The organism is Jeotgalibacillus campisalis, from assembly GCF_000829515.1.
GTDB classification, from domain to species: domain Bacteria; phylum Bacillota; class Bacilli; order Bacillales; family Jeotgalibacillaceae; genus Jeotgalibacillus; species Jeotgalibacillus campisalis.
The window spans coordinates 29,010-53,502 of sequence record NZ_JXRR01000004.1 but is presented as its reverse complement, the minus strand read 5'-3'; the positions used below and the strand labels follow the sequence as shown (position 1 = coordinate 53,502).

Sequence of the window (24,493 nt, the reverse complement as noted above, 5' to 3'; positions counted from 1 at the left end):
CATTTGTTTCATTTAAATCAAGTATTAACGTTGACGTTTTTGGTTGTTTAGTTTTCAAGGTTCAAGGTGTTTCGTTTGTGCGTTGCTCTCTCAAGCGACTAGATCATCTTACCATAATTTCAGATTCGATGTCAACAACTTTTTTTAATTGTTTTTTGTTCGCGTTGTTTTTCTTAGCAACGAATAATAATATAACACGCCACAAACACCGTGACAATAGTTTTTTCAAAAAAACTAGAATTTATTTTAAAAGACATGTAAATCTTTTGTAAAGACCACTATGACGGGCGGTTCTCTAAGTTTCACTTAGATCTATAGATTAGAAAAGACTGTCCAGTGGACAGCCTTTTCTACATTAATCTCGATGGCGCATAAGAGGAAATAACAGTACATCACGAATCGACGGTGAATTGGTCAACAGCATTACTAATCGGTCCACCCCGATACCTAATCCCCCTGTAGGAGGCATTCCGTATTCAAGTGCTTCGACAAAATCATCATCCATTTCATGTGCTTCGTCGTTTCCTGCTGCTTTTTCTGCCAACTGAGCTTCAAAACGCTCGCGCTGATCAATCGGATCGTTTAATTCCGTGAAGGCATTGGCATATTCGCGGCCAACAATGAATAATTCAAAACGGTCCGTAAAGCGTGGATCTTCAGGATTCTTCTTAGCCAATGGCGAGATCTCTACCGGGTGGCCATAGATGAATGTTGGCTGAACAAGTGTTTCTTCTACTTTTTGTTCAAAGAATTCATTTACAATATGGCCGTATTCCATTGTTTCCTTCACTTCGATTCCATGTTCTTTCGCAAGAGCATGCGCTTCTTCTCCACTCATGTCATTCCAAAAGTCCACACCAGTCACTTCTTTAATGGCATCAACCATATGAAGTCGTGCCCACTTAGGTGTAAGGTCTATGTCATGTCCGCCATATGGTACAACTGTCGTGCCAAGAACTTCTTTGGCTACATGAGCTACAAGATTTTCAGTCAGGTTCATAATGTTATGGAAATCAGCGTACGCTTCATATAATTCAATCATCGTAAATTCCGGGTTATGTCTTGTAGATACACCCTCATTACGGAAGACACGGCCAATTTCATACACTTTTTCTAAGCCGCCGACGATCAGGCGCTTTAAATGCAGCTCAATGGCGATCCTCAGATATAGTTCCATATCAAGTGCATTGTGGTGGGTAGTGAATGGACGTGCCGCCGCTCCCCCTGCTATTGAATGAAGCATCGGTGTTTCTACTTCCAGATAGCCGTTGTCATCGAGATACCTTCTCATAGCCTGGATGATTCGGCTGCGTGCTATGAAAGTGTTTTTGCTTTCTTCACTCGTAATAAGATCCAGATAGCGCTGGCGGTAGCGCTGCTCAACGTCTTTTAAACCATGGAACTTTTCAGGAAGCGGACGAAGGGCCTTTGATAGAAGTTCAAAGCTAGAAACTTTAATCGATAGCTCTCCAACCTTCGTTTTGAATACTGTTCCGTTTACTCCTACAATATCACCTAGATCCGATGTATTAAAAAGCTCATACGCTTCTTCGCCTATTGCGTCTTTTCGTACATATAACTGAATTTGACCTTGCAAATCCTGAATATGGGCAAAGCCTGCTTTCCCTTTACCGCGCTTGGTCATAATACGCCCTGCAGCTGAAACCGTTACAGGGGTTTCATCGAGCTGCTCTTTTGTATGCTCACTGTATTGAGTTTTAATATCATCTGAACCGTGCGATCGGTCAAAGCGTTTGCCGAATGGGTCGTTTCCTTTTTCGCGGATGGCTTCCATTTTTTCGCGGCGTACGCGAAACTGGTCATTCATTTCTTCGTGACTCATTCCGTTCACTCCTCATTTAGGTTTTCTATGGATCAAGGTCTTAGACCGGATTCACAACTATACTTGTCTATTTTACACAATATGCAGGGTGGGTACACCCCTAAAGTCTCTTTTGCTTCTTCTCTGTGTCGAAAAGTAATGGAAGCTGGGGTAAGAAAAATAGCAAATTCATGGATTTTTCGACAAATCTCTTCTATATAAAAACGGCCGATCCTTAGACCGGCAGTTTACCCTAAACAAATCATCCTGTTTGGACGAATATTTTAATGATTGTTTTAGGATTTTGTCTATCCATTCTATATCTAATAGGGGCACGCTGCTGCTATGATCGCAATCCCGCTAAAAGGTTGCTATGATTCTTCTTCCATAGCCTTACTCCGTCCTGATCCATTAGAGTTTGCTGCAGCTGCTTTAACGAGACGTTTAATTCAGGGTGAACCAAGTCAGGGTTTAGTTCCAGCAGGGGGACTAATACAAAGCTGCGTTCATGCATTCGAGGGTGTGGAATGGTTAAGCTCTTTGATCTATACTGGTCGGCATTGTACATTAAAATATCAAGATCGATTGTACGCGGCCCCCATCTCACGACCCTTTTTCGACCAAGATTGTTCTCAATGGTCTGACACACGATTAATAATTCTTCAGGGGTCAACGTTGTTTCAACCTGTGCAGCAAGATTTAAAAATGCGTTCTGCTCTGTTACACCAACAGGATCTGTTTCGTAAATAGAAGAAACACGGGACACTTGTATTCCTTCAATCTCATCAAGTTGAGCGACCGCCTCTTTCAGGTTAACGAAAGGCTCGCCTTGATTAGAGCCGAGAGATAAATAAGCAAGAGATGTCATATTAATTCCTGCTCCGGGTGATTTCAACCGACACGGATTGATAATGACCGCGTATTGGCGGGTCTGGTTTAATGACTTCAATCGTGCATCGCTCAAGTTTTTCAAATTGAGCTAATAAAGCAGATGCAATGTTGTCTGCCACTGACTCAATAAGCTGACAAGCGTCTCCCTCAACGGCCTCTTTGCACAAAGCATAAACCTCTCCGTAATTGATTGAATCGTCTACATTGTCTGTTTTACCTGGCTTTTGTAAGTCGAGTTCTAAGATTGCATTTACCCGAAAACGCTGTCCGAGCTTGTTTTCTTCGGGGAATACACCGTGATAGCCATAAAACTCCATCTCGTTCACCTTAATTTTATCCATTGTTCTCACCCGCCCTTTCCAACTAATACATCCATTACTTTGGCCATTCTGGCGATTTCTTTTACATCATGGACACGCATGATATGACAGCCCTTTTGAATACCGAAGCAAACCGTTGCCCCAGTCCCTTCCATTCGTTCAGAAGCTGGCAGATCAAGAATATTTCCAATCATGGATTTACGTGAAGTTCCAAGAAGCACCGGGTACCCCATCTCAACTACCTTGTCGAGGTTCTTCATCATCTCGATATTTTGCTTTTGCGATTTAACAAATCCGATGCCTGGGTCTAAAATAATTTGATTGTTTTGTACCCCCGCTTGCTTAGCGATTAAGATACTTTCGTTTAAATCCTCCAGCGCTTCCTTCATGAAGGAATCATATTGACGATTTGTTCGGTTGTGCATTAGGATGATCGGCACCTGATACTGTGCAGCGAGGTCTGCAATTTCCGGCTCACGCTTAGCTCCCCACACATCATTAATGATTGAAGCACCCGCTTCGATTGCTGCTTGTGCGGTTGAGGCCTTATAGGTATCAATAGAGATCGGAACATCCACTTCTTTGACAATAGCCCGAATCATTGGAACAACACGGGCGATTTCTTCTTCAGCAGAAACAGGCTGATGTCCCGGCCTTGTTGATTCTCCGCCTATATCAATGATATCTGCTCCTTGCTGGACCATTTCTTTCGCTTTTTCTACCGCTTTTTGCTGCTCATCAAATTGCCCGCCGTCTGAAAAGGAGTCCGGTGTAACATTTAAAATCCCCATAATCGCTGTTTTTTGCGATAGATCAAGTTGTTTATTCCTGCAGTTTAGCATCATGGTCTTCACCTCTTTCTAACGATGATAAATCTCTTATATGCTTTAATGAGGTTGTATGGGTTTGATATTCCCGCTTTAAAATGGCTGTCCATTTACCGTCGGCTCCAGGAAATGTCGTGTGTTCAATGGCACATAGCGGTACGATTTCCTGGATTGAGTTTGTAATAAATACTTCTTCCGCCTGCAAAACATCCTCTTTTTTAAAAAAGCCTTCTACAATTTCAAGCCCTGCACGTTCCGCAAGTGCCAAAACCATCGCTCTCGTAATGCCGGCTAAAATCCCGGTAGCTAGAGCAGGTGTAAATAAGGTCTTTTGATTGACCCACAATAAATTTGATGTAACTCCTTCTGCCGCAAAGCCATCCGCTGTAAGAAAGAGTCCTTCATTACCTGAGCTCACTTCTCTTCTTGCTGCAATATTATTAAAATAATGATGAGACTTTAATCGTTGAGACGTTTCAGGAGTATTACGGTGAATGGAGAGCCACTCGCCTTTTTTCTCCTTAACACCGCTTGAAGGCAGCTGCTTTTGAAAAAGGATCACAGACGGCTGTTCATAGGGTTCAGGAAAAAGTCCAATATCACGTACACCGGCGGATACGTTAAGACGAAAATAACCATCTTTTCCTCCGTTTGCTTCCCTAAGAGTGCTTACCATCTGCATCACTTCTTCTACGGAAAAAGTTTTGTCAATCTGCATTTCCTCAAGCGAGTGATTTAATCGCTCTACGTGATTGCTGATCAAAAACGGGTGGCCCTCATACGTACGGAACGTTTCAAAAACGCCCATTCCATAAAGAAAGCCGTGATCAAATGGTGAGATTTTTGCATCCTCCGCCTCCACAATTGCACCGTTTTGCAGAATTTTCATGTGGCATCTACTCTCGGTTTGAATGATTGATAAGTAGCAAGAAAATTGCGGAGTAAACTCTTCCCATGCTCTGTCATAATCGATTCCGGATGATATTGTACTCCTTCAACAGCAAGTGTCCGGTGGCGAAGCCCCATGATCTCACCCTTTTCCGTCCACGCAGTCACGATTAAATCTTCAGGTACAGAGGTTTTCTCGACAATTAAGGAATGATAACGTGTAGCAGTAAAGGGATTGGGCAGCTCCTGATAGACTGTTTGATGATCATGGTAGATGAGAGAGGTCTTGCCATGCATCAACCGTTTTGCCTGAACAACGTTTCCTCCAAACACCTGAGCGATTGCTTGATGTCCAAGGCACACACCAAAGATCGGGATCACGCCGGCAAACACATTGATTGCTTCAAGACTGATTCCTGCTTCGTTTGGGCTGCATGGCCCTGGTGAAATCATTAAATAGTCAGGGTTCATCTCGGCAATGTCTGCAACAGACACTTCATCATTTCTCCGCACTACCAGTTCTTCTCCAAGCTCCCCTAGAAATTGCACCAGATTATATGTAAAGGAATCATAGTTATCAATCATTAAGATCATATTTTCATCTCCTTGCCTTCAGCTAAATCGTTTGCGTGCCATAACGCCTGCGCTTTTTTTAAGGATTCTTTGTATTCCCGCTTTGGATGAGAATCGATGACCACACCGGCTCCTGCTTGAACATGTCCAACCCCGTTTTGAGCAAGCATGGTACGGATCACGATGTTTAACTCCATGTCTCCATTAAAGCCGATCCAGCCAATAGACCCGGTGTAAAGTCCTCTTCTGACTGGTTCAAGCTCTTCGATGATTTCCATCGTTCTCACCTTTGGCGCCCCCGTAATGGTCCCTCCAGGAAAAACCGCTCTGATCACATCGGCTTCATTGAAGGAAGAGTCGAGCTGCCCGCGTACGTTCGACACTATGTGCATTACATGAGAGTATCGTTCAATCACCATGAATTCATTGACCTCCACTGTGCCGTACCGGCTGACACGGCCGAGATCATTCCGTTCAAGATCCACCAACATCACATGCTCTGCGCGCTCTTTTTCATTTTGGATCAATTCATTCGCAAGCTTCTGGTCTTCTTCTTGATTTTCCCCTCTTGAACGCGTGCCTGCGATCGGTCTTGTACTAAGTTCAGTCCCTGATTTTTTGATTAACAACTCAGGAGAAGCAGAGACGATCTGGGCGTCGGGCATATGAAGATAAGACATATAAGGGGATGGGTTAAAGGTACGCAGTTCTTTGTATATGGACAGCGGATGGGCTGCAAGTTTTTTGGATTGGCGCACAGATAAGTTCACCTGAAAAACGTCACCTTGTGAAATATACGTTCGAATCGCTTCGGCCGCATGACTGAATTCTCCCTCATCCATTGAAAAACGAATGTCGGAAAAGCCGCTGCTTATATCCTCACTTTTCTTGAATTCAGTTTGTTGAGTCATTGCCTTTTCAAAGGAGGCTGTCCACTGGGCAAGGAATGCATCCTGGTCATCGTCTTTTTTATGCAGCACCATAAAGTAAAGAAGGTCTGTTTCGTGATCAAATACCAGCCATTGATCAAAGATCATAAAATAGAGATCCGGCAGACCGTGATCATTCTTTGCGATAGCAGGGATTTGTTCAATGGAACGGACATAATCGTAGGAGATATACCCCATAGCTCCGCCTTGAAAGTCTGGCAGAGATGCTATACGTTCCTGTTTAAAAGGTTTCATCCAGTCAATGAGGTTACGGAGCGGATCTCCTTCGAGCGTTCTTTCTTCCCCATGTTCATTGATGACTAGTTTGTCTTGTTCTCCCCGAGCCCAGGCGAATGGACGAATCCCTGCCATACTATAGCGGCCCCCTCTGCCGCTTTCGAGGAAAATATGCCGCTCTTCCTTTGAAGACTGAAGGGTATATGTAGTAAAAAATGCATCGTGTGTTGTTTTAATGGTTCGATAGGATAAAGTATATTGACTCATTCCTGTGTCACTCCTAAACTCTAGTCTTATCTTTTATCATACACGATCCAGGTCATTCATACACCGAAACTACCTTAAACAAGATCGGTCAGGGGAGTGTGCGAACGGACAAACCGATGATTTCCACATACAAAAAAACAGGCCTTAAGAAAAGGCCTGTTACAACGGAAACCACTGCTCACCATAAGTGGAACGATTTACATTTATTTATTCATCAAATTGATACAAAGGCGTGCTCAGGTAACGTTCACCATTACTCGGAATAATTGCCAGCACTTTTTTTCCTTTTCCTAATTCCTTCGCTACCTTCAGCGCTGCATAAATAGCAGCTCCAGATGAGATTCCGCCAAGTATCCCTTCTTCTCGCGCAGCTTTTCTCGCCGTTTCAAAGGATTGTTCATTCGAGACTTGAATAACTTCATTGTACATTTTTGTATTCAGGATATCAGGAACAAATCCTGCTCCAATCCCTTGAATTTTATGAGGCCCAGGCTTTCCTCCAGATAGGACAGGAGAGTCTGTCGGCTCTACAGCATAAATTTTAATGTTTTCATACTTTTCGCGAAGCACTTGTCCAGCACCTGTAATCGTGCCGCCCGTACCAATTCCCAATACAAATGCATCAAGCTGGTCACCCATCTGCTCGACAATTTCTTTACCTGTCGTACGGCGGTGCACTTCAGGATTTGCTTCGTTTTTAAATTGCTGTGGCATAAAGTAGCCTTTTTCTTTCGCTACTTCTTCCGCTTTAGCGATTGCGCCTTTCATCCCGTCAGGTCCAGGTGTCAGTACAAGCTCTGCACCATATGCACGAAGAAGATTGCGGCGTTCCATACTCATTGTTTCCGGCATAACAAGTACAGTGCGGTATCCCTTTGCTGCTGCAATCATAGCAAGTCCAATTCCCGTATTCCCGCTTGTCGGTTCGATAATCGTGTCACCAGCTTTGAGATCGCCGCTCTGCTCTCCTGCTTCAATCATAGCAAGTGCAATTCGGTCTTTTACGCTGCTTCCCGGATTCATATACTCTAACTTCAAATAAATCTCCGCTGAGTTTTCATCTGTCATCCTGTTTAATTTCACAATAGGTGTCTGCCCTACCAATTCAGAAATATTATTTGCAATGCGTACCATATCCACACTCCTAATCCCTAGTAATATAATCGGCATTTCGATATGTTCCAAATTTACCAACTTTTCAGAATGATTTCAACTATTATGTACTATTTATTTATGCGCTTATTGAAAATATGCTAAAAAACACAGAGATAGAAGCGCAATGCCTCTATTCTGTGTTTTTATTCTGTAGGACCGTAAAACCACGTGATCGGCATTTCATCCCAGAAAGATTCAGCCGTTACCGGTATATTTAATTGATCGAGCGCAAGCTGCCGTTCGATGCGATCTTCCACTTCCTCAAAAGTGAATGACACTCCTTGAGTTGTTTCGTGCAAAAATACGATTACATATCCTTGCTTCGTTTCTACAGGATTCGACCAGTCTCCTTGGTCTAGCGAACTCGCTGCCTGGATAATTCTTTCATCCACAGAGGTGGAATCCTCCGGGATATACCCGTACATTCCCCCTTGACTTGCTGTTGCGGCATCAATAGAGCGTTCCCTGGCTAACGCTTCAAAAGAAGAGTCATTCGACAATTCCTGTATCACCTGCTGGGCTTCTTCCTCTGTTGCTACGACAATTTGAGAAAGACGGTACATAACAGGGATCGAGAATAGGGATTGATTTTCTTCAAAATACTTTCGTCGTTCTTCTTCTGTGAATTGCACTTCGCTTGTGATCAGCTTTTCTAAAATCAGCTCTGTTTTCAGCTGTTCCTTCAATACTTCTTCGTTGGGCAGGACAGCCTGGTCGTTCATATTCAGCACAGAGCGAAGTAGTGAAAATTCCTGGTCCAGTTCTTCTTGTGAAATCGTGATGTCGTATTTTTCTGCGGACTGCTCCATTACACGCTGATTAATCAATTGCTGGAGTACTTCTTTCCCATAGCGTAATTCAATGGCATGCAGCCACTCCTGCCTGGAAATTTCTTCTCCATCCACTGTTGCTACAGCTTCAGATTCAGCATCAGAATCATGATTTGTCATCAAAACAATCAGCGTTATGATATTTGTTAAAAGTAAGACCCCTATGATATAAACGAGCGGCTTCGCTTTAAGGCGCTTGTTTCGCAGATTTGATTTAATCACGATTACTTTGCCTCTGCTAAAAAGCCTTCTAATTCCTGTTTATCGTAGTGATACGTTTCATGGCAGAAATGGCATTGCGCTTCTGCTTTTCCTTCGTCCTCAATTATTTCCCGTATCTCTTCTGTTCCCAGGCTGATGATAGCCGTCCCAAAACGTTCTTTTGAACAATTACATGAGAAAGAGACCGGCATTTCATCGAGCACCCGTACGTTGCCTTCGCCAAGAACAGTATCGAGGATCTGCTCTGGTGATAATCCTTCCTGAATCATTTTTGATACAGGCGGAATTGTGTTTAATCTTTTTTCAATCGTTTCAATGGTTGATTCGTCTGCTCCAGGCATCAACTGAATGATAAATCCACCGGATGCTAAAATCGTGTTGTCCGGATTTACTAAGACACCCACCCCAACAGAAGAAGGCACCTGCTCAGACGTAGCAAAATAATACGTGAAGTCTTCTCCCAGCTCGCCTGAAACAAGAGGCACCTGACCTGTGAAATTTTCACGCATGCCCAAATCTTTGACGACAGTGAGTGATCCTTCTGTACCTACCGCACCGCGGACATCAAGTTTTCCATCCGCATTCAAATCAAGATGAGTATGAGGATTCGTAACATACCCTCTCACCTGTCCTTTAGCATTGCTATCAACTAAAATTAAACCGATCGGGCCTTTGCCTTCAATTTTTACCGTCAGATTATTGTCCCCTTTTAACATTGCACCCATCATAACACCAGCCGTCATCGCACGACCAAGAGCAGCTGATGCTGTCGGCCATGTATAATGTCGTTTTTGAGCCTCTGATACCGTCGCTGTTGTATTCACTGCATATGCGCGGACATGATCGTTATAAGCGAGTGCCCGTACCATGTAATCCTTCATCTTACATTCTCCTTTCCATCTTCCATGTTTCGTTTATAAATTAATTGAAGCCCTTTAAGTGTCAAGAAAGGGTCCACATGATCAATCACATCTGATTCCTTTGCGATTAGTGAAGCAAGTCCCCCTGTCGCAATAACTTTCACTGGTCCCGATGCTTCTTTTTTCATACGGGATACGATGCCTTCTACCTGTCCTACATACCCGTAGACAATCCCTGCCTGCATCGCTGTAACCGTGCTTTTCCCTATAACATGATCAGGACGGGCTATTTCAATACGCGGAAGTTTTGCAGCCTTGGCATACAAAGCCTCTGTAGAAATGCCAATCCCAGGCGCAATCACTCCCCCCATATACTGGCGGCTTTCATTTATATAGCAATACGTTGTGGCGGTTCCAAAATCAACAATAATCAGTGAGCCTCCATGATCCTGAATGCCTGCTACAGCATTCACAATGCGGTCTGCCCCTACTTCTTTCGGATTATCATATTTAATATTCAGCCCCGTTTTCATTCCGGGACCCACCACTAATGGTTTAAGGTTGAAATATTTTTGGCACATTCTTTCAAGTGGAAACATAATGGGCGGAACAACAGACGAGATGATAATTCCCTCAAACTCTTCATAGGACAGTCCTACGTGCTCGAATAGATTTTTTACAAGCATCCCGTATTCATCTTCCGTTTTATGGCGGTTTGTTTCAATACGCCAATGATATAGGAGATGATCTTCTTCATATACACCTAATACCGTGTTTGTATTTCCAACATCCAATACAAATATCATGTTTTTCACCATTCCTAGAGAATTATTAACACTTAAAATATCATACCATAATTCAATGTGAAATCTATTGAAGAAGCCTGGATTGATTAGGATAGAACATCGTGAGTTTTCAGCAAAAAATGCAGGCTGTGCTACTAGCATCGCTGCTTTTTTGCATAAAAACAGACGCCGTATGAACGGCGTCTGTTATAACTTACTCTTTGTCTCTTGTCTTTTCAATCGGATCTGTTTCCTTTGGAGGTTCAACATCTTCTTCAGTCGGCTGATTTCCTCTAAATCCCTTAGATCCTTTTGAGCTTTTCAAGAGTTCTTCAGATGATTTTTCAACAGGTTTTTTTGTCGTTTCATCTGTCGATTCATTTTTATCTTCTTGATCCTCGTCCACCAGCTCACGTACTGGAAGTGTTCCATGATCAACAAGATGTTTAATCTGTGCAGCATCGAGCGTTTCAACTTCGAGCAATGTTTCTGCAATTAACTCAAGTTTGTCGCGATTTTCTGTAAGAATCGTCTTCGCACGTTCGTAACACTCTTTAATAATTGATTGAATTTCAATGTCAATCTCATAAGCAATACGATCTGAATAATTTTGTTCGCTGTTAAAGTCCCGTCCAAGGAATACCTGTCCTTGAGACTGACCAAATTGCAGCGTACCTAATTTTTCACTCATGCCAAATTCAGTAACCATTCGGCGGGCAATTCCTGTCGCGCGCTGGAAGTCATTTGATGCGCCTGTTGAAGCTTCACCAAAAATAATATCTTCAGCAACACGGCCGCCAAGAAGTCCTGTGATCTTATCAAGCAGCTCAGGACGCGTCATAAAGTAACGGTCTTCTTTCGGAAGCATAACGGCATAACCGCCAGCCTGACCGCGTGGAACGATGGTCACTTTATGCACCATATCCGCTTCATCGAGCACGACTCCAATAATGGTATGACCAGATTCGTGAAAAGCGACAATTTTTCGCTCTTTTTGAGAAATTACGCGGCTTTTTTTAGCCGGACCTGCGATAACGCGGTCGGTAGCTTCATCAATATCCGTCATATCTATTGCCTGCTTGTCGCGTCTTGCGGCAACGAGCGCAGCTTCATTCAAGAGGTTTTCAAGGTCTGCCCCTGAGAAACCTGGTGTACGCTGAGCAATTGCTTTCAAGTTAATATTATCGTTTAACGGTTTATTTCGAGCATGTACTTTTAATACTGCTTCACGACCTGCAAGGTCCGGACGGTCAACGGTAATTTGACGGTCAAAACGGCCTGGACGAAGAAGGGCAGGGTCAAGGATGTCCGGACGGTTTGTTGCAGCAATCATAATGATTCCTTCATTTCCGCCGAAGCCATCCATTTCAACTAAAAGCTGATTCAGAGTCTGCTCACGCTCATCGTGGCCTCCTCCAAGTCCGGCTCCACGCTGACGGCCTACCGCATCAATTTCATCTATAAAGATGATACATGGTGCGTTCTTCTTTGCATTTTCAAATAAATCACGTACACGGGAAGCACCGACACCGACAAACATCTCAACGAAATCAGAACCTGAGATCGAGAAGAACGGCACACCGGCTTCACCGGCTGCTGCACGGGCAAGCAATGTTTTACCTGTACCTGGAGGACCTACTAAAAGAATCCCTTTAGGTATACGTGCCCCAACATCTGTGAATTTACGAGGGTCTTTAAGGAAATCAACGACTTCCACAAGCTCTTGCTTTTCTTCATCTGCACCCGCTACATCTTTAAAGCGGACTTTTTTCTTTTCTTCTGTATAAAGCTTTGCTTTACTTTTACCAAAGTTCATGACGCGGCCTCCGCCGCCTCCTTGTGCCTGGTTTAATAAGAAGAAGAAAAGGATAAATATGATAACGAAAGGAATAATTGTCGTAAGAAATGTGACCCATCCGCTCGTTTCAGGCGCCTCTAACACAGTAACTTCAGTCGTTTCTGCTGCAACCTCGTCAATGGTTTCAAGTACGCTGCTTTCTAATGGAATGTTCGTGACGAAATACTCGTCTTCTGCATATCCACTTTTTTGCCCTACAACGTTATAAACGCTTCGGTTCGGCTGAATGTCAATTTCAGTGATCTCACCATTTTCAAGTGAGCTTATGAATTCGCCGTATGTGAGTTCCTGGTCGGGCTGGTTTCCGCTGTTAAACAAACCAACAATCCCGATGATTACCAGGAATACTAATAGATAAAATATCGTGTTACGAAATATCCGGTTCATCCCTTACCTCCTCCCCACGGTTAAAGAAACTAATACCAATAGTATCATAGTGAAATAAAGCATGACAACCATTATGACCCGCGGCTGCACACTTTATATACGGCGCTTTAAAATGAGCAGTCATTACTCAGCATCCGTGTAAATTTCAGGCTTTAATATACCGATATATGGGAGGTTTCGGTAGCGTTCCGCATAATCAAGTCCGTATCCTACAACAAAAGCATCCGGCACAATAAAACCAACATAATCAGCTTTAATATCTGCTACCCGGCCTGACGGCTTATCCAGCAGCGTCACAATCTTAATTGATTTTGCTTTGCGGTATTTAAACAGATCGACTAAATAGCTCAGCGTAAGACCGCTGTCGATAATATCCTCTAAGATGAGAATATCCCTGCCCTCTACCTTCGTATTTAAATCCTTGATGATCTTAACTTCGCCCGACGAAACAGTAGAGTTTCCGTAGCTGGATACATCCATAAAATCCATTTCCAAGTAAACATCCATACGTTTAATCAAATCTGCCATAAATGGAAGAGCTCCTTTTAAGACGCCGATGGCAAGCGGGTAAGAGTCCTTGTACGCCTCTGTCAACTCGCCTCCCAGCTCCTTAATTTTTTCCTGAAGCTGCTCTTCTGTATACAACACTTTCTCAATATCCTGATTCAACACGAACTATGTCCCCCTAGAAGATCCTTATAATGAATTAACGTAAATGCACGGTTTCCATCTGCAGGCTTTTCTACGCCCTGTGCAGTGCGCAGCCCTGGAATCCAAAGCACCCTTCCGCTTGCATCTGTAACAATTGGCCATTGGCCTCTCAGATCAAGAGGGATTTTTTCGTCGATGAATACTTTTTTGATTTTTTTTGATCCATTTAACCCTTTGAGGTGAATCCGATCGCCGTCTTTTTTTGTACGGACAGTCAACGGCCACTCTACACCGGTTGAATCAAACCAGCAAAAATCAATTGATTCATCTAAGTCTTCCACCAAACCTTCTCTTGCAATCACTTTTCCTCCTACGGGAAGATCAATCGCTTCGTTTTGATCCAGCCGAAAGCTGTATGGCAAAGCTTGAGCTGATTGAACAAAATGAAAGGCAACAGTTGAATACGACCGTTGAACCAGTAAGCCTTTGGGCAAGTGGAGCTCTCCGGATGGATGCTTTTGCTCAATTAACTTTCTGACAGAAGCCGTATGGGCGGAAGATAAAGACGTGGGTACTTTTGCATAAAGATAACTCAATATTAGATGAATCATTCTCCTTTGTAAAGGAGGAGCTTCCTTACACCAATTCTTTCGCTCTATCTTTATTAATTGATCATTTTGTTCAATAATCCGTTTTTGCAATTGATCTTCTGCCTGCTGTAAAAGCCAGTCTTCATCCTCTCTCACCTCTTCTGTGTAGCGCTTAATCTGCTCGTTAAGAGAAGGGTTTTCTTCTTTTAATAATGGAATAATATGATGTCTGATGCGGTTTCTCGTGTAGGAGTCTGTCGCATTGCTTGGATCCTGTCTATAATTGATGTGATAATGTTCACAATATTGTTCTATTTCTTCTTTCGTGAGAGCAAGCAGCGGCCTTACAAGAAATCCACCGGCAAATGTCCGTTTTGCCAAGATGCCTGCCCGCCCTTTCATCGTAGATCCGCGAACCAGGCGAAACAGAACCGTTTCAGCCTGATCGTCCCCATGATGGCCAAGAACCAGCTTTGAGGCGCGGGTTTCTACCATAATCTCCTTTAAATACGCGTAACGGACAGCCCTGGCTGCTTCTTGTATGCCTATGCCATCTGTCTCCATTTTTTTCTTAACGTTTAAAGAAGCATGGTGATAGGGAACTCCCTGCTTGCGGCAATACGTTTCTACAAAGATTGCATCTTGTTCCGACCCAGCTCCTCTCAGCATATGATCAACATGAGCTACCTCAATGTTGATCTGTTTTTTTGCATGATGAAGCAAATAATGAAGAAGAGCCATCGAGTCCGGTCCCCCTGAAACCGCTGCGATGACTTTATCTCCATCTTCAAATAGATCCTGTTCATCTATATAGGAATGAATTTTATTCAGAATTTCTTTCATGTGCTGTTCACCTTTTCCGGTCCTCGTTAGGGTTTTCTCTTTTATTGTATCAATTTTTTCATACCACCTCCTACTATTTCCGTTTTCTCTTTTTATCCCGTCTTAATAACCGCGGGAATCGCTGCCCATTTAGGCAATTCATGCTGCAGTTGGACGACCATAATCGTCATATCGTCCTCGATCTCCCCTCCTGAAGTGCGCACTGCCGCCTCCATTAATGTATCTGCAACTTCCTGCGGATCGCTTGTTTTCAGTTCGGATATTTGCCGTTTAATCCATCTTTCCGGATTTTCAATAAAGCGCGGTCCATCCAGCACTCCATCGCTTAGCATGATTAATAAATCCCCTGCCTTAAGTTGATCCTCAAGCACCTCCATATCCAGTTCACTGAAAAATCCCATCGGCAGATTGCTTGCTTCAATTGTTTTAACTGTTTTCCCTCTTTTGATATAGCTTGGCACTGAGCCTACTTTTAAGAATTTCGCTTTTGCATTTTGCAAGTCAATCATCGCCAGATCTACTGTTGAATACATGTCGCTGGTGCGCTTTACAGTCAGAATGGAATTAACGGATTTTATCGCCAGCTCCTCTTCTATTCCGGCTTGCAGCATCTGCCGTAATAGCTGAATGGTTTCATCACTTTCCATTCTCGCTTTTTCTCCATTCCCCATCCCATCGCTTATCGCAATCGCATATTTCCCGCCATGTAAATGAACTGCCGCGTGACTGTCGCCGGAAATGAGCCCTCCTCCATGAGCTGCATGAGCGATCCCCACACCTACTTTAAATGCTTTAGATGATCTAAATGTCACCACCATCCCTTCGTATGGCGATGGAATCTCAACTCTTTGATGAACCACAATGGTTTCTTTGAGAATGGAAGAAAGCATTGGGGCAATCAGCTTTTCGCATTCCCCATGCTTTTCTACAAAAGGCAGCATCACATCCACGTCAATATGACCGTAATCTAAACTATGAATATCTACATTATCTACATGTATGCCAAATTCAATTAAGGCATGAAGCATTTCTTCCTCTTGCTTATCATGTTTTTGAGTTTCCCGCTGAAGATCAGAAGCAAAGTCCTTCATCACGGTCGCCAGTCCCTTAAGCTGGTTGGATACAAATTGATTGCTTTCCATCATTTGTTTTTTCATTTGCAGTTTAGCCGCCCGGTCCGCATACTCCTCCTCAAAAGCAGTCTGAACCTGTTCTGCTTTTACACAATAACTCTGCCATGGCTGCGGTGGTTTATTGTCAACTGGATTTGCCAATTCTTTCATCCAATCGTAAGTTCGATCAAAGTGGGTAGACCAGCAATAATCTTTTTTAAAGCACATTTGGCAGGTGCTCTCTGTCACTCTGCTTAACGTATTATCGAGAGAAACAGCGGTGACGGCTGTTTCTGCTTCTTTATCTGCACACTCAAAACTTTTCGCCAGCGTTTCAAACACACCTGAAAATTTTTCTACTTTTTCAGCGGTGGCATCCCTTACGTTACGGGCGTAAAGCTGCTGGTCCAGCTCATGTTCTGTGGACCCCGGTATATTTCTTGAAATAGCAAAAACAAAACGCTTCGGCGTTAAAAATACGGCCATGGCAGCGACGGCGGATTCGTATAATGAATATTCAAGCTGCGCTCCTTGATTCATGAATAGCCCCATTAATAATGTAGCCATCATCAATCCAAGCACCACACCCGTTGCTTTTCCATTTTTCATTAATCCACCTAACAATCCGGCTACAGCAAGGACGGCCACCTCTGGCAAATGAGCCACTGAGGCTAGACAAAACACCAGTCCTGTTACAATGCCCACCGTTGATCCTACCATGGCCCCAGCAGCTAAGGCCGCAATAATCACCACATATCGTGTCAGTACGTGATCCATGGCGAGACCGCCTACTGTGAAACCAATTAGTCCTGTAGCAATTGAGGCTACTACAATCGCAATGGCCACCATTTCTTCCGGAGCATATGTCCTCTTTCGTGTTTTCGTTAGCAGCTGGTACCCTTGTAGAAAGACAAGGGTCAAAACGCCAGCAAGCACCGCCTCGAAGGCGACCATTACCCCATCCACCCAGGTGAAAACTTCAGGAAGCTCTATACTTAAATAGATACTCCTGGCTACAATCACCGACCCTGCCACCACCCCTGCCAAAATAAAACGGCTGGTTTTTATTTTTTGCCTCACGATCAGAGAAGCAAGATAAAACAATAGGATGGTTGATAGGGTGTAAACTCCTTGCCAGATCCCAAGTGAGGAGGCTCCGACTACCAGTCCCAGCATAACAACCAGTGACTTTTCACGGCTCGCTACAAACATAACGGCGAACATTGGTAAGGCGAAAGGAGTAAATTGCGATAAAAATAAGGCTCGTCCCAGTAAAAGACCGACTAAAATATGAAGGATGCCTTTGTGAACCATCCAATGGACCAGCAGCAGGCTAATTGCGTTCTTCCACTTAGGTATTCTCTTCTTGGCCTGCATCAAAGAAATTGAATTCGCCACTTTCATGTTTACCTCATGTACATTCTCCATTTACTCCACTCCTTAATGTTTCGTTGTTGAGAGTAATTATAGAAGGCAAAACACAGAATAGTTTGTCAAAATAAAGAGCAGATTTCAAAGTTTCTTTCGACTTATTTTGAATAAACTTATCCATTCGGGAATCATTTCAGCCATTCGCCTTTTAATTTTCCTAAAGCAAGTCGAAGGCTCGTTCTTTCGCTCGGAATGACAGGGATAAAAAATAAACAATTAGGGATTACGGCTACGAAAAATGAGTATAGTAAACGTTAGCTGGTTTTCCCCTGCCCTTTTTGGAGATTATGTTTTAAAAGGGAAGTGGCAGATTGTCTATGTTGGCGGTGCTTTGGGTGGAAGCCGCTAACAGCTAAAGTAAGGCTGGTATATAAACCCTGCCTTTTAAAAAAGAATTAAACGTGTAGAGATTGCCGGGCTATACTATAAATAGAACTAATTCAAAAAAAACATTGACACTTTTTCAGGCGCTATGTATTATATAACTTGTGCTTCATTTTGCTCTCTGTGTCAATTAAAGAACAAAAAAGCATGATTACTTCAAATGGCGGCGTAGCTCAGCTGGCTAGAGCGTACGGTTCATACCCGTGAGGTCGGGGGTTCGATCCCCTCTGCCGCCACCATATAGGCCCGTTGGTCAAGCGGTTAAGACACCGCCCTTTCACGGCGGTAACACGGGTTCGAATCCCGTACGGGTCATATAAAAACACATCAGCATATCGCTGATGTGTTTTTTTGTGCAATCTTATTTGGTTGATATCGATTGTGGCAGATTGCGGTGATCTAATTCAATTTTTAGCTTTTCAGTTTCAAGCAGGTAGTTTTCCTGGCGCAGTTTTTCTAATTCGATCTCTCCTTCTACAATGGATTTTTTTATCACGGACTGGCGTTGGGAGTAATATCCAATTATTATCACAATAGGAATAGAGAGAGACATAACAATAGCGACCAAATCTGTTATAGCATCTGCATTCATCTTGTTCCTCCTTTAATTCAGGTTGTTTAAGAGAGCCTTTTGTGATCAGAATCAGGATGATGGCGATGATCTAATTGAAGTCTCAGCTTTTCTGTTTCAAGCAGAAAATTTTCATGCTTTAATTTTTCCAGCTCATACTCTTCCTTTATGGCTTTTCTTTTGTTTTTAGCTTGTTTTTGCAAGTGATCTGTAATGATGCCGGTGATGGCGATCGCTCCGATAATCATAAAGAACGTCAATTTCTTTTTCCTCCTTCCAATTCGTTGAGAACATAGTAATGAGAAAAGTCGGTTGTGTTTTATCCTTTATACGTATGACATCTCCATTTGGTTTCGGGTATTATGATAATTTTCAGAATTCTACTCCACTGCTGCATCATCTTTCATCCTTGGATTCAACCTGCCAGCTATTTTTTAAAATGTACTTACTTACATAAATACAACAGAGAAGAGCAATAGTCCTTCTTTGAATTCCAATCCGCAAATCCCCTTTTGATAATAAAAAAAAGAAGCCGGCTCGGCGCCGGCTTCCTGGTTCGCATTCTATTGTATCAACAGATCAAGATTATTGATGCCATCCTAAATACGAATTTGACAGCTTATTATCCCTTTTTAGCACCTTTTCCGCCTCGTTTTGATTCTGTGTGACGCTTAAGAGATGTCAGGCGATCCTCACTATCCTTTAGGAAGCGAGCCATTTTCTGCTCGAATGTTTCTCTTCCTACAGGTCCGCCGCTTGTATTGCTGCGGCCTCCGCCTCGCTGATCATTTCCACGGTTGGGTCTTGGACGTTGCTGTGTTTGCTGCTGCGGTGGCTGATCTTTTGCTTTACGGATGGACAAACCAATTTTGCCGTCCTTCTCAACATTTAAGATCTTCACTTCTACTTCGTCGCCTACTTTAAGATGTTCGTTGATATCCTTGACATAGTTATCCGCAACTTCACTGATATGCACAAGTCCTGTTGAACCCCCAGGTAATTCAACGAAAGCCCCGAAATGAGTGATGCCTGTCACTTTACCTTGTACCTTGCTGCCTACTTCGATTGACATAAAAAAAATGATCCTCCTTAGAAAAATAGAAAATAGAGCTTACTTATCATTATAGCTAACATAAAAAAAGAGTGTCAACATAGCGACACTCAATATTGTAAATTATTCTATTCAAAATCCTCTCCATTTGCTCCGTTTTCTATACCAGACGTGCCTTTGGAGTTACTCAGGAATATTAAAAATAATTTCTCCTTCATCAGATAAAAAATAGTCCCGGCGAGCTAATTTGGCTATGTACTCGTCGTCATTTAGCTTTTCAATCTCGTTGTTGAGCTTTGTTTCATCTTTTTTCAGCTGAACGACCTGCTCTTCTAATTGCACCTTTTCTGCCTTTTTTTCATCGAGAACATTTGCCCGTGTCACCATGGATGAAATAAGAAGCCCGCCGACGACCACCGCAAATATGATGAAAAATGATAAGCGTCTCATAAGTCTTTTCATGTGCTGTGCTCTGCGCTGCTCAGATTGTTTTTGTTCGGCTGCGTATTGATTTTCGAGTGATGTTACATTTTTGCGTGGGTTTCCCATAATCGGATGCCTTCCTCCTTCTGTTCATCTCGTGCACAATGTGACGGATACTGTTTCCTTATTCCCTATTATATAACAGATTAAGCCACTTTTTTATCTTTTTTGCGAAAAAAGTTTGTTTATTTTTCAAAAATTGGATAAAAGGGTGGAAAGGCTTAATCAATATACGCCCAACTGCCATGAAAATTCGACAAATTCCGGAGAACAGAGGTAAAAAGATTGCTTTGATAACGTTTAAAATCCATATGATCGGAGTAAGGAAAAGAACGCTAATAATGAGCGCCAGTGTCCGTACAATCCATTTCACTACACTGTCTATAAAGGAAAGGGCTGCTATAAATGTTTTTTTAATTAATGCCTCATAACCCGCAAACCCGCAAATAATGGATAGCAGAACGTAGAATCTCCACTCTCCTCCGTTGACATTAAACAAAAGCAGGAAAACGAGTAAGGCTTGTACACACCAAAAAACGCCATCTGTCAGCCACCTGAGCCCGCCTGTTCTTGTCCGAATGATATATCGGTCATATAAAGTCAGGTTCAGGCCAATCACCAGACCGGCTGCCAGCATCGTCGACATGACTTGAAGCTGCAGATCCAGAATCATCGAAACAGCTTACTGAACAGCCCTTTCGCTTCCTGCGGGCTTGGTTCATCAATGTAAAGTAAATCGTCAATTTTTCCTTTTAAAGAAACATGCCCTTTGTCTACATCAAGATTGACCATTTGCAGATTTTTTCCCTTTATTGATAGGTACCCTTGCACCGTTTCAAGTAAAAACTCCTCATTATCAAAGCTTTCCACTTGCTTTACACCAGTGATAGAAAGAGTCTGCCTCTTGCTCATAATGATTTCATGTTCGGGTTTATCAACCCTCGGTTCCATCGAATAAGACACTTCATCCACCCCGCTTTTGTGTTCAAACTGTTACTTAGCACATTTTATGCACGTACAGCGAGATGTATGACGCACTTATAGAATTCTTTTTTATTCAGCTGATCCGACTTTTTCTTCTTTGAGAATGGTATACATCATCGCAGCTTCTTCTTTACGAGTAGTTTCTTGAAGACGGTCAACTGAAATGGTCACGATACGCTGTCCAAAACGAATCACCAGTTCATCCCCTTCTTTCACTGTTGAACTTGCTTTAGCCTGTAGTCCATTCACTTGTATACGCCCCTGATCCGCCACTTCTTTTGCCAGCGTTCTGCGTTTAATTAAACGGGATACTTTTAAAAATTTGTCTAATCTCATGTTTCTCCCTGCTTTCTATAATCCTAGATTTTTTGCCTCTTTCCAAAATTCGTCAAGCTCTGCTAGAGAATAGGACTCAAAAGATCTGCCAGATTCCCGAACTTTTTTTTCAACGAATGAAAATCTTGCAATGAATTTCTGGTTTGCACTCACCAGCGCTTCTTCTGGGTAAATATCGTGGAATCGGGATACATTGACCAGCGCAAAAAGGACATCTCCAAATTCCATTAAGCTCGCCTCTTTATCCCCGTTGGCGACCTCTTCCTGAAACTCCTGCCATTCTTCTTCAAGCTTATCCCATGCACCAGACCGGTCATCCCAGTCAAACCCCGCTTTAGCTGCTGCCTTTTGCAGTTCGACCGCCTGTATCAGCGCCGGCATGCCTGTTCCTGCGTCTTCTAATAAGGATCGGGTTTCCTGCTGACTCCCTTTTTCTTGCTCTTTAATGGATTGCCAATTTGAATGTACATCCTCTGTTGTCTTCGCTTCCGCATCTCCAAAAACATGAGGATGTCTTCGGATCATTTTTTCAGTGAGCTTGGTAATGACATCTTGAATCGTGAAATAACCGCTGTCTTCTCCAATTTGTGCATGAAGCATCACTTGCAGCAGCACATCTCCGAGCTCTTCTATCATATGATCGATATCTTTTTGATCGATCGCTTCAAGTAATTCATACACTTCTTCGATCAAATGTTTTTTTAAAGACTCATGTGTTTGTTCCCGATCCCATGGACAGCCCTCCGGACTTCTGAGGGTCGAAATAATTTGTCGAAGCTTAAAAAATTCTCCGTACTTTTGTTCTTCTTTCATCGGGGCAAGATAGAGACTCGTCAAATTGCTCATCTCCATGCCGTGGTCTAGTTCATAGAGAAGAACCGTTTTTACTTGTTCATCCGTGCTCCCTGCTGATGTCACGATGGTCACAGGGTAGTCATCCGGATATTTTTCCATCAATGTGAGCTTTACCTCTGAAGCCATAAAGGCATCATAAACCTGTCCGATGATGACGTGCTGGTCCACATGGAGATCATCCCGTTCAAGAGCGGTGCCATCAAGCAGCTGAAACCCTTCAATTGGATCCATTCCGACTGCTGTGAATAATGGGTCCAGAAAGCTTTGTCCGCCAAGCACATCTACTGAGATGACGCCTTGTCTTTGCAGATCAAGCAAAAGCTGTACTGTCTGCTCGGCTACAAGCGGATGTCCTGGGACCGCATAAAGCACCGGCTCTTTTTGCGCTTGTTCCACTAGAGTTTTGACAATTTCCTCATACACATCTTCAAATCGGTCTTGAGCGTCGTAAACGGAGTCAAACGATAAAAAGGGTATTCCCTCTTCCTGCAGAGAAGCAATGACAGGATGAGCCAAAGTCCGTGCCATAACTGTTCCTGATTTTGTCAGTTTTTTATAAATACCCAGAGGCAATTGATCAAGATCTCCTGCTCCGAGGCCAATGATCGTAATTTGGTTTGGCATGTATACCGTCTCCTTCATCTGAAAATATTCGTTTTATGGCAGCGTTCCAAACATTCGCTCAAGCTTTTTACCGAGCGGAATTTGTCGAACTTCCTCTGACGTAAAGAGTCCTTTCCGCCATACGATTTTGAAAAATAGCCAAGCTCCGGCAATGACCGTAATAAAGCAGGCAAGAGACGCTGCCAAGCGGCTCTCCGTCCAGTCTACAGGCAGTAGCAGAATGAATTGTATTCCTGCAGACATGCCCGCAAGGCCCATGACCAGTCTTTTATAAAATAAGACCGACAACAAGGGTCCTACACGCCTGCGTATTTGCCTGATGACCACAGCCATGACAAAAAACAGGGACAGCACGGTTGCGGCTGATGCTCCAAGTGTACCGAATAATGGCACAAGCACAAGGTTCAGCCCGTATTTAAGTACTAAACTGAAGACAATGGACCAGGCCGCCGCATGGATGTCACCCATCCCCTGAAGAATGGCGCTGATCGTTAAAATAACAGAAGCAAGCAGCACAGATATCATATAAACCGCCAGTACAAAAGAGCCTTGCGCATCTTGAAAAAGCATCGCATTTAACGGCTGCATGATGTTGATCAAACCTACGGCTGCGGCAGCACCAAAAAATAGACCTGTTTTGACCGCGAGTCTCGCCTGCTCTTTTACTTCCATTGTCTTTTTGGACTCATATGCTGAAGCTATAATGGGAACAATCGCAAGAGAAAGTGAAGTTGCCACGACCACACCCATCTGCAGCAGCGGCTGTCCTCTGTCGTAGATGCCCTTCATCACTTTAGCCGCCTGTTCGCCACTTCCGCTTTGAACAAGCAATGAATACACATTTAATGCATCCATCAGCTGATAAAGCACCAGCATCATGCTCCCCATTCCAATGGCTGTCCCTGTTACGGTCAGCTGGCGAATAATTTTCATATCATTTTTTTGTAATCCAATCCACTTCAGAGAAGACCATGTAAAGCCTTGTTTCCGTATAAAGATCATCAAGATGACAACACCTGTAACCGCTCCGGCAAGAGACCCCAGCACTGCTGCTTTTCCTACATCATAGAGAGAGGATTCCAACGTCATCAAGATGACTGATAACCCTAAGATGAAAATTACCCGCACAAGCTGTTCTGCAGTTTGTGAGAAGGCGGATGGAATCATATTATAGTTAGCTTGAAACCATCCCTTCGACACAGATAATAGCGGCATGAGCAAAAAGGGATAACTCATCAAGGAAATCAATTCCGATAAATCAGGATCCCCCATCCATCCGGCAATGTGACCGGCACCTGCACGAAGCAGCGTGAAAAAAGCGACGCCAATAAAGGTTAAATAAATAAAAGAGATTTGAATGACCCGCTGCACTTCTTCGGGAGAAGAGCGATCCCGACGTTCTGCGACCATTTTCGATATCATTACAGGAAATGCATATGTACATAAAGCAAGCAGAATCCCATAAAACGGATATACCTGCTGAAAAATATAAAAACCGGTGTCACCCACAATATTTTGAAAGGGAACGCGATATAAAGCGCTTAGTATTTTAGTGAAAATGGCAGCCAGCGTTAAAATGGCCGCTCCTTTCATCATATCGCTTGAAGAGTGATTCATTCTTATGGCCACTGCCTTTCCGTCACATTTACCATAAAGTTCATTATATCAAATTTTAAGAAGGTTGTCGTTTGAAAGAAACATGTGGCATTAGCGGATTTAACCCGTAA

The 24,493-nt window shown here is 43.2% G+C and carries 24 protein-coding genes and 2 tRNA genes; 2 read left to right on the top strand and 24 right to left on the bottom strand.

What is annotated here, in order from left to right; genetic code table 11:
• Positions 1-355: 355 nt before the first annotated feature.
• The 15 genes from lysS to spoIIE all read right to left on the bottom strand — a co-directional run bounded on the left by lysS (position 356) and on the right by spoIIE (position 17,475).
• A complete protein-coding gene (gene lysS, locus KR50_RS02930; RefSeq protein ID WP_041054597.1) occupies positions 356-1,843 on the bottom strand; it encodes a lysine--tRNA ligase in 1,488 nt (495 codons plus the stop codon).
• A gap of 322 nt (positions 1,844-2,165) precedes the next feature.
• Positions 2,166-2,690 (bottom strand): 2-amino-4-hydroxy-6-hydroxymethyldihydropteridine diphosphokinase, encoded by a 525-nt coding sequence (folK, locus tag KR50_RS02925; protein ID WP_041054596.1) that lies wholly within the window; start codon positions 2,688-2,690, stop codon positions 2,166-2,168.
• 1 nt (position 2,691) lies between these two features.
• The gene (gene folB, locus KR50_RS02920) at positions 2,692-3,054 is read right to left on the bottom strand and encodes a dihydroneopterin aldolase (protein WP_041054595.1); all 363 of its coding nucleotides are present in this window, start codon (positions 3,052-3,054) and stop codon (positions 2,692-2,694) included.
• 5 nt (positions 3,055-3,059) lie between these two features.
• Positions 3,060-3,878: a dihydropteroate synthase gene (gene folP / locus KR50_RS02915; RefSeq protein ID WP_041054594.1), complete on the bottom strand. Its 819-nt coding sequence runs from the start codon at positions 3,876-3,878 to the stop codon at positions 3,060-3,062.
• Positions 3,856-4,749 (bottom strand): aminodeoxychorismate lyase, encoded by an 894-nt coding sequence (gene pabC, locus KR50_RS02910; RefSeq protein ID WP_041054593.1) that lies wholly within the window; start codon positions 4,747-4,749, stop codon positions 3,856-3,858. Before pabC ends, folP begins: the two co-directional genes overlap by 23 nt.
• On the bottom strand, positions 4,746-5,342 hold the full coding sequence (pabA, locus tag KR50_RS02905) for an aminodeoxychorismate/anthranilate synthase component II (RefSeq protein ID WP_041054592.1): 597 nt from the start codon (positions 5,340-5,342) through the stop codon (positions 4,746-4,748). The genes pabC and pabA overlap by 4 nt, the downstream gene beginning before the upstream one ends.
• Positions 5,339-6,754: an anthranilate synthase component I family protein gene (locus tag KR50_RS02900; protein ID WP_041054591.1), complete on the bottom strand. Its 1,416-nt coding sequence runs from the start codon at positions 6,752-6,754 to the stop codon at positions 5,339-5,341. The genes pabA and KR50_RS02900 overlap by 4 nt, the downstream gene beginning before the upstream one ends.
• Positions 6,755-6,961: 207 nt before the next feature.
• A complete protein-coding gene (gene cysK, locus KR50_RS02895; RefSeq protein WP_041054590.1) occupies positions 6,962-7,888 on the bottom strand; it encodes a cysteine synthase A in 927 nt (308 codons plus the stop codon).
• Between the two features lie 164 nt (positions 7,889-8,052).
• The gene (locus tag KR50_RS02890) at positions 8,053-8,961 is read right to left on the bottom strand and encodes a peptidyl-prolyl cis-trans isomerase (protein ID WP_084215472.1); all 909 of its coding nucleotides are present in this window, start codon (positions 8,959-8,961) and stop codon (positions 8,053-8,055) included.
• Between the two features lie 2 nt (positions 8,962-8,963).
• Entirely contained in the window at positions 8,964-9,842 is an 879-nt protein-coding gene (gene hslO, locus KR50_RS02885; RefSeq protein WP_041054588.1) for an Hsp33 family molecular chaperone HslO, read from the bottom strand.
• Positions 9,839-10,627, bottom strand: coding sequence for a type III pantothenate kinase (locus KR50_RS02880; protein WP_041054586.1), 789 nt, complete (start codon positions 10,625-10,627; stop codon positions 9,839-9,841). The genes hslO and KR50_RS02880 overlap by 4 nt, the downstream gene beginning before the upstream one ends.
• 193 nt (positions 10,628-10,820) lie before the next feature.
• The gene (ftsH, locus tag KR50_RS02875) at positions 10,821-12,851 is read right to left on the bottom strand and encodes an ATP-dependent zinc metalloprotease FtsH (RefSeq protein ID WP_041054584.1); all 2,031 of its coding nucleotides are present in this window, start codon (positions 12,849-12,851) and stop codon (positions 10,821-10,823) included.
• A gap of 123 nt (positions 12,852-12,974) precedes the next feature.
• Positions 12,975-13,523: a hypoxanthine phosphoribosyltransferase gene (gene hpt, locus KR50_RS02870; RefSeq protein WP_156969445.1), complete on the bottom strand. Its 549-nt coding sequence runs from the start codon at positions 13,521-13,523 to the stop codon at positions 12,975-12,977.
• Positions 13,517-14,935: a tRNA lysidine(34) synthetase TilS gene (tilS, locus tag KR50_RS02865; RefSeq protein ID WP_041054583.1), complete on the bottom strand. Its 1,419-nt coding sequence runs from the start codon at positions 14,933-14,935 to the stop codon at positions 13,517-13,519. The genes hpt and tilS overlap by 7 nt, the downstream gene beginning before the upstream one ends.
• A 92-nt stretch (positions 14,936-15,027) precedes the next feature.
• Positions 15,028-17,475, bottom strand: a complete 2,448-nt coding sequence (spoIIE, locus tag KR50_RS02860; protein WP_041054581.1) for a stage II sporulation protein E — start codon at positions 17,473-17,475, stop codon at positions 15,028-15,030.
• 549 nt (positions 17,476-18,024) lie between these two features.
• On the opposite strand from spoIIE, the gene KR50_RS02855 reads away from it, so the two are divergent.
• Positions 18,025-18,101: transfer RNA gene (locus tag KR50_RS02855), tRNA-Met, on the top strand.
• 4 nt (positions 18,102-18,105) lie between these two features.
• Positions 18,106-18,177, top strand: a tRNA-Glu gene (locus KR50_RS02850).
• Between the two features lie 46 nt (positions 18,178-18,223).
• Here KR50_RS02850 and KR50_RS02845 read toward each other — a convergent pair.
• From KR50_RS02845 to KR50_RS02805, 9 genes are all read right to left on the bottom strand, one after another.
• Positions 18,224-18,454 (bottom strand): hypothetical protein, encoded by a 231-nt coding sequence (locus tag KR50_RS02845; protein WP_232304232.1) that lies wholly within the window; start codon positions 18,452-18,454, stop codon positions 18,224-18,226.
• 26 nt (positions 18,455-18,480) lie between these two features.
• Positions 18,481-18,693 carry a hypothetical protein gene (locus KR50_RS02840; protein WP_232304231.1) on the bottom strand — a complete coding sequence of 71 codons (213 nt, stop codon included), beginning with the start codon at positions 18,691-18,693 and terminating at the stop codon, positions 18,481-18,483.
• 362 nt (positions 18,694-19,055) lie between these two features.
• Positions 19,056-19,505, bottom strand: a complete 450-nt coding sequence (locus KR50_RS02835) for a S1 domain-containing RNA-binding protein (RefSeq protein ID WP_041054580.1) — start codon at positions 19,503-19,505, stop codon at positions 19,056-19,058.
• 162 nt (positions 19,506-19,667) lie between these two features.
• Complete coding sequence (locus KR50_RS02830) at positions 19,668-20,033, bottom strand: FtsB family cell division protein (protein ID WP_041054579.1); 366 nt, start codon at positions 20,031-20,033, stop codon at positions 19,668-19,670.
• A 58-nt stretch (positions 20,034-20,091) separates the two neighbouring features.
• Positions 20,092-20,640 carry a spore cortex biosynthesis protein YabQ gene (yabQ, locus tag KR50_RS02825; protein ID WP_041054578.1) on the bottom strand — a complete coding sequence of 183 codons (549 nt, stop codon included), beginning with the start codon at positions 20,638-20,640 and terminating at the stop codon, positions 20,092-20,094.
• Positions 20,637-20,918 carry a sporulation protein YabP gene (gene yabP / locus KR50_RS02820; RefSeq protein WP_041054577.1) on the bottom strand — a complete coding sequence of 94 codons (282 nt, stop codon included), beginning with the start codon at positions 20,916-20,918 and terminating at the stop codon, positions 20,637-20,639. The genes yabQ and yabP overlap by 4 nt, the downstream gene beginning before the upstream one ends.
• 102 nt (positions 20,919-21,020) lie before the next feature.
• Positions 21,021-21,287 carry an RNA-binding S4 domain-containing protein gene (locus KR50_RS02815; RefSeq protein WP_041054576.1) on the bottom strand — a complete coding sequence of 89 codons (267 nt, stop codon included), beginning with the start codon at positions 21,285-21,287 and terminating at the stop codon, positions 21,021-21,023.
• Positions 21,288-21,302: 15 nt separating this feature from the next.
• Positions 21,303-22,766: a bifunctional methyltransferase/pyrophosphohydrolase YabN gene (gene yabN, locus KR50_RS02810; RefSeq protein WP_041054575.1), complete on the bottom strand. Its 1,464-nt coding sequence runs from the start codon at positions 22,764-22,766 to the stop codon at positions 21,303-21,305.
• 33 nt (positions 22,767-22,799) lie between these two features.
• Entirely contained in the window at positions 22,800-24,383 is a 1,584-nt protein-coding gene (locus KR50_RS02805) for a putative polysaccharide biosynthesis protein (protein ID WP_052476732.1), read from the bottom strand.
• Between the last annotated feature and the right edge of the window lie 110 nt (positions 24,384-24,493).